General features: G+C 33.5%; 7 protein-coding genes. 2 read left to right on the forward strand and 5 right to left on the reverse strand.

Annotation, left to right across the window (positions count from 1 at the left end; translation table 11 throughout):
• Positions 1–548: 548 nt before the first annotated feature.
• Both EA412_03335 and EA412_03340 read right to left on the reverse strand, forming a co-directional pair.
• A complete protein-coding gene (locus EA412_03335) occupies positions 549–944 on the reverse strand; it encodes an XRE family transcriptional regulator (GenBank protein TVR81306.1) in 396 nt (131 codons plus the stop codon).
• Position 945: 1 nt separating this feature from the next.
• The gene (locus tag EA412_03340) at positions 946–1134 is read right to left on the reverse strand and encodes a type II toxin-antitoxin system HicA family toxin (GenBank protein TVR81307.1); all 189 of its coding nucleotides are present in this window, start codon (positions 1132–1134) and stop codon (positions 946–948) included.
• Between the two features lie 67 nt (positions 1135–1201).
• Here EA412_03340 and EA412_03345 point away from each other — a divergent pair, with 67 nt between their 5' ends.
• Positions 1202–1396 (forward strand): hypothetical protein, encoded by a 195-nt coding sequence (locus EA412_03345; GenBank protein TVR81308.1) that lies wholly within the window; start codon positions 1202–1204, stop codon positions 1394–1396.
• Here the strand turns inward: EA412_03345 and EA412_03350 are convergent.
• Both EA412_03350 and EA412_03355 read right to left on the reverse strand, forming a co-directional pair.
• Positions 1391–2260 carry a hypothetical protein gene (locus EA412_03350; protein TVR81309.1) on the reverse strand — a complete coding sequence of 290 codons (870 nt, stop codon included), beginning with the start codon at positions 2258–2260 and terminating at the stop codon, positions 1391–1393. The genes EA412_03345 and EA412_03350 overlap by 6 nt on opposite strands.
• On the reverse strand, positions 2257–3090 hold the full coding sequence (locus EA412_03355) for a hypothetical protein (GenBank protein ID TVR81310.1): 834 nt from the start codon (positions 3088–3090) through the stop codon (positions 2257–2259). The genes EA412_03350 and EA412_03355 overlap by 4 nt, the downstream gene beginning before the upstream one ends.
• A 532-nt stretch (positions 3091–3622) precedes the next feature.
• On the opposite strand from EA412_03355, the gene EA412_03360 reads away from it, so the two are divergent.
• A complete protein-coding gene (locus tag EA412_03360; protein ID TVR81311.1) occupies positions 3623–3829 on the forward strand; it encodes a transglycosylase in 207 nt (68 codons plus the stop codon).
• A 60-nt stretch (positions 3830–3889) separates the two neighbouring features.
• Here the strand turns inward: EA412_03360 and EA412_03365 are convergent, their stop codons facing one another.
• Positions 3890–5566 carry a T9SS C-terminal target domain-containing protein gene (locus EA412_03365; protein TVR81312.1) on the reverse strand — a complete coding sequence of 559 codons (1677 nt, stop codon included), beginning with the start codon at positions 5564–5566 and terminating at the stop codon, positions 3890–3892.
• Between the last annotated feature and the right edge of the window lie 49 nt (positions 5567–5615).

Below are 5615 nucleotides of genomic sequence, written 5' to 3' on the forward strand. Positions count from 1 at the left end.
CTCTGTAATTTCATCATATTGCTCATAGTTTTAGCTGTTTGTATCATTTCAACAATGTACGCTACCCCCTCTCCGCTCTTTCCTATTTCCAATCCGAAAGCTTAAAATGCTACATTTTTTTCCTAAATCACGAATTGATGATTAAAAATAAGAATTTTTCTTACAAAAAAATTGAATAAAACTTAATGTTGAATTGAGTAAATCATGTCACTCCTTCAGACTTGACTTTTCGTCATGTATTATTGCTATGATCTTATCACCCTTTCAGGGTTAGACTTGGTAAAGCTCAAATATTTGACACTTTTGAGGATCTCCGGAAGGAGGACAAACTAATAAAGCCTGAAGGACTGAAATAATATAGTTCGTGTTTTTGTTTAATACAGAACCCTAAAAGGGTGATATAGTTTTTGTTATGCTGCACCCCTATCTTTCGGATTTGTAATCCAAAGCTAACAGGCTAAAATATGCTTTCTCAACCTCAAAGTCACAAGTCCTTCGAAACATGGCTTGACTACTGACTTTAAGCCAGAGAATATCTTCATGTTCTGTCATGCAGTTTGAAGTAAATTAATTCCTGATAATTCTTGTCCGATTTGATGAATTCCGCTTAATATCTTTTTAGTTTGTTTGGCTGATGGCTTTTTCTTTCCGGAAACATATTGAGAAAGTAAAGTAGGGTTCATACCAATTTTTTCAGCTAAAAATTTAGCGTTTATCACTTTATAATATTTGAAAAACTGCTTAAAGTCAATTTCAAACTTTATGTCATTCGGTTCTATTTTAACTTTTTCATCTTCAAAATAAAATTCAGTTGCTTCATATGCTTTGTTTATCAATTCAGGAATTGATTGACCGGTTGTGAAAATTGGATAATCCTCTGAATAAGCTGAAAAACCGGTATTTGTTTTCTCAACAGTCAATTTTATTTTCTTTTTAACCATAATCTTAATTTTTAATTCCAGCGTCTTTTAGAATTTTCTTTTCTAAACCTTTACCCATTTCTTGACTTCCGTGATTTGGAAATATAATTATTCCCTTCTTGGTTTCGTGCCTCATTTTAACATGTGAGCCTTTTTGAGAAACCGCATACCAGCCATCTTTAGTCAAAATTCGATAAAGTTCGGAACATTTCATTCAGTTTCACTTTAACCTATACTACAAAAGTAAACTATTATTTACTTTTAAACAAAGTATTTTGTAAATGAAAAGGAAATTTTTCCCCAGCTCTTTCGGATTTGTAATCCGGAAGCTTGAAAGGCTACATTTTTTCTCTCAACTACCAATTAACGAATTAAAAATAAGGATTTATTTGAAGAACAGGTTTGGAGTATATGTCACAGACGGACGCTTACGACAGAAGATGCAGAAGATATTAAAAAATTTTGCTATCTTATGATTTTTCGATGGGATGGACATTTTCTTTTTCGATGTATTCGGAGATAGTTTCGTATTCGTCTGCATCAACAAACTCAAGATATTTGTAGGTGTTTACATTTTTCCAAAGCTGATGCTGTTTAGGGTAAAGTTTTTTATTTGGTTCTTTTCCCAAAATAAAACATTTGCTGTTGCTATTATCTCGCCGGATTGCATCAATCAATGTTATTTGCCGGGTCACATCAGATTCGAGATTGGCTTCTCTTTTATTGAAGTTTAATGTTTGACCGGTTACATACATTCCGTTTTTACCAATAAAATCTATATGGATTGATGGGAGAATAAGGTTTTTAAACAGTTTTGGAGTAATATCATAATCAGTATTCACACGGTCTTTAATTTTGGGAAACAATAACTCACGGGTTTTTAAAATAATGTCCTCATCCTCATCAAGTAAATTTTTGTGCGAAATAAATTCTCTCTCGTCAACCAATTTTTGAAACAGGGTATTAAATAGTTTTTTTGTGAGTTTGACATTAATAGGATATGGCTCTGAAAAAGAAAGCAGATTTTTATTGTATTTAGATAAATAACTTATCGCAGGTTCCGAGACCATATCAGCAACAATGATATTTTTAGGGAACAAACTTTCCTTATCCTTTTCTACCCGTTCTTTATCTTCCTGAATAGACCTTGAAATGCTCTGTAAAGTCAGCTTAAGTAAACTGTATGCGTCTTTAGGCAGTAATTCCTTAATGACATCCAATTTGTGTTTAGCATAGTGAAAATATACCTGCTTTTCATCACGCATAAGCAACCCTACCGATAGCTTTTCTTTTGATTCGGGTCTGATGGGTACGTATAAGATGGAATAAAACGGTTTCATGATGTAAAAGCTGTATTTATGTGTTCTTTAAAAGTGCGTTCACAAATTAATAACCAATCTTTTGTAAATAAATTGTTTTTTAATTTTTGCTTGATTTTATCAACAGAAACATCCCACTCTAATGGGATATAAGAAAGAATTTCATCTGTATGATTTACGCAACGCTTAATACAAAGATACATTTCTTGTATCAATATATCCAAATTTGCTTTTTCGGTTTGTTTTCTGCTTAAAATGTGTTTTATAGCCTTATGGTACAAAATTGAATCTTCTAAGGTAAGTGGTGCTAATGGTTGATTAAAAGTCCCACTGTTAAAACAGCTTTCGTGGTCTATTGCCATCACATGATATTTTTTGTGTTTAGGCTGAATTAAAAAATTGGGGTTATTAGCAGTTCTATCTTCATTTGCCATCCAAATATCAAAAAGTGCAAGTTTCAGAAAATCATTTACATCAGCAAATTTTGATTTTTCATAAGATTTGATGCTCCCAAAAAAATGATTAAACTCTATAGCGTCTTTAAAAAAATGAGAGCCAATACAAGGGAGTCTAAAAAATGCTTCCTGAATTTGAGTATTGTTAAAGTGCCGAACATGTTGTGGATCAACATCTACAATGGCAATTTCCGGTGTGTTAATTTTCCAGATTTTTAAAAAATAATGTGCTATCAACTCAATGGCAAGACGATCACATGGTGTTTGAGCACGGTTGTGTTTAACTACATACGTATTGATATCATCACATAGAGATAAAATGGGATAATTTCTTGTTTCCCTGAATTCAAATGCATTGGTTAATGTATTTACTTTTTTGGGTTCGGTTAAAATCATCTCCAAGTTTTTGCTTTAAATGTTTAATTACTATATCTTCATCTTATTTAATAACCTTTTCCAAACCTTCTTTCCTATTTCCAATCCGAAACCTAAACAGGCTAAAATTTTTTTTCCTCAACCACCAATTAATGATTAAAAATAAGAATTTTTTGAAGAATAGGTTTGGGAGTATATGTCCCCCACTGTTCGTAGCATCCTTGCTACGAACAAGACAAAAAGCCGTTATATTCCCCCGCTCTTTTGGATTTGTAATCCGAAACTACATTTTTTTCTCAACCCCCAACCACCAATTAAACAAATAATATCCCGGCTTTTTTAAATATATTTTTCAAAACATGTGAAAGCGATTCCTCATATTGAGCATTTTTCTCTGCTTTTCTTTTATTGATTATACTTCCTCTTTAAGCATTAAAATACTCTGCAAAGTGTTTTACATCTTCATTTTACTTATTTTTCATACCTTACATATGTTAAGTGGCATCTCTTTTGCCTTTTAGCTATTATATTTTTTAACTAAAACTATTATATTATGAGAATCGCAGGAATTATTCTATTAGTAATTGGCATTGTCGGATCCGCTATATTTGGCATTCAGGCTATTCAAGATTCAGAAACCTTTAGTATATTAGGAATTGATATTGGTGTTAGTTCAGCTAACTGGACTCCCGTTATTATAAGTGGAATCTTGTTGATATTAGGACTGGTATTAATGTCCATGGCAAAGAGGCCGCAATAACACTTAAAACAAAAAAGGAAAATCAAATGATTTCCCTTTTTTAAAGCAATTTCTTGTATACTATTTGATTACTTTAACAGTATTTAAATGATTCTCTCCTTTGATGGTCATCAGATATACCCCATTATTTAAATCAGTTACATCCAAACGATAATTTTCACCTTCTTTCCATAACTCGCTGCTTATAACTCTTCCATTCAAATCATATAGCATAATCTCCATAGGAAAACTCATGTTTGATTTTGCACGTATATTTATAAAATCAGTTACCGGGTTGGGGTAAATATCTATGTTTTGATTAGCAATTTGACTCGTACTATTAATGATAGTTTCTACCGAAACTTCAATTTCATCTGAATTTGAACAACCATTTGCATCTGTTAAAGTTACACTAAATACGGTAGTCTCCTCAATCATAGCCACCGGATTCGCAATAGTTGAGTCACTTAGGAATTCTCCCGGTGACCAAACAAAATCACCATCTCCGGAAGCATTAAGCTCTATTTCTGCAAGTGCATCTATATACTTGTAAACTAGCGTGTCATTTCCTGCATTTACTGCCGGTAAATCATTTATATTAATTGTTAAAAGAGCACTGTCAACACAAACGCCATCATCATATATATACTTGACTTCAATGCTGTTTCCGGGATGCACCGTTGGGTTGAATAAAGCTGTTGGAATATCATTCACAAAATATATTCCGCCCTGTGGTGTACCGCCCGAAATTGGAAAATTCTCATCAACTCTGCAAACCTGATTATCATATACCAAACTAACATTAGGCCTTGCAAACACATTAAACTCAATTTCATCTTGTCCAATCAGACCATTGGCATCTTCTACTATTACTGTGTATGTACCTTCATAAGAAGAATGTGCATTAAAAACCATAGGTTCGTTAACACTGATTAAAGTTCCACCGGCATTAAACCAGCTGTAAGTATAAGGCTCAACTCCACCACTAATTATTAATTCTGTACCTACAAATGTAGAGTCCATTTCACAAGCATCAACATCCGGTCCGGCATCTACTAAAAGAGTTCCTAAAACTTCTACTGTCACATCATCAGTAGATACACATCCGTTTTGATCTGTCACCGTTACATTATAAGTCGTTGAATTAGTGGGAGATGCATAAGGGTTCTCTGCTGCAGGATTTGATAAGCTGGCAGATGGTGACCAAATATAGGTGTAAGGTGCTGTACCCCCTGTTGCCAAAGGCTGATTCCCTATTTGAATACTATCTCCACTACTTATAGATACATCCGGTCCGGCATTTACACTAGGGTTATCACCAATTACCAGTTCATAAAAATCTTCTATTAGCAGCGTTTCTGTAATAGGAATACCCATAAAATTTCCACTGGCTTCTACTTCAAAAGAAATATCATAAGACCCTGTATCAGCCAATGTGGGAGTACCGGATAAAAAGATACAATAAGGCGTATTCGGAGTAAAAACACAGTTAGCAGGCTCACATTGATAGGTAAAGCCCGCAGGTAAACCAATTACATTTGTCAATGTAACTGTATTAATTGTTGCCCCTTGAATTTCATCATCCACTATTATTGTAACAGTCTGTTCGTAGAGTACCCCTACACAAGCAGGTGGAATGTTGACCGATGAATCCGGATAAATACCCGGCATGGTATATTGCGGATCAGGCGTACACACCTGAGCAAACATTATCAATGGAAATAATAATAATAAAGGTGTTAGCAAAAGTTTTTTCATATAAAATTGTTTTAAGTAAATATATCCGAGCAAATTTAATATTTTATTA

It is taken from the genome of Chitinophagaceae bacterium (assembly GCA_007695095.1).
Lineage (GTDB): Bacteria > Bacteroidota > Bacteroidia > Chitinophagales > REEL01 > REEL01.

Excerpts from the sequence above, each read along its gene's own strand:
- EA412_03340 (TVR81307.1), bottom strand. The coding sequence starts at position 1,134 with ATGAAATGTTCCGAACTTTATCGAATTTTGACTAAAGATGGCTGGTAT.
- EA412_03345 (TVR81308.1), top strand. The coding sequence starts at position 1,202 with ATGAAAAGGAAATTTTTCCCCAGCTCTTTCGGATTTGTAATCCGGAAG.
- EA412_03350 (TVR81309.1), bottom strand. The coding sequence starts at position 2,260 with ATGAAACCGTTTTATTCCATCTTATACGTACCCATCAGACCCGAATCA.
- EA412_03355 (TVR81310.1), bottom strand. The coding sequence starts at position 3,090 with ATGATTTTAACCGAACCCAAAAAAGTAAATACATTAACCAATGCATTT.
- EA412_03360 (TVR81311.1), top strand. The coding sequence starts at position 3,623 with ATGAGAATCGCAGGAATTATTCTATTAGTAATTGGCATTGTCGGATCC.
- EA412_03365 (TVR81312.1), bottom strand. The coding sequence starts at position 5,566 with ATGAAAAAACTTTTGCTAACACCTTTATTATTATTATTTCCATTGATA.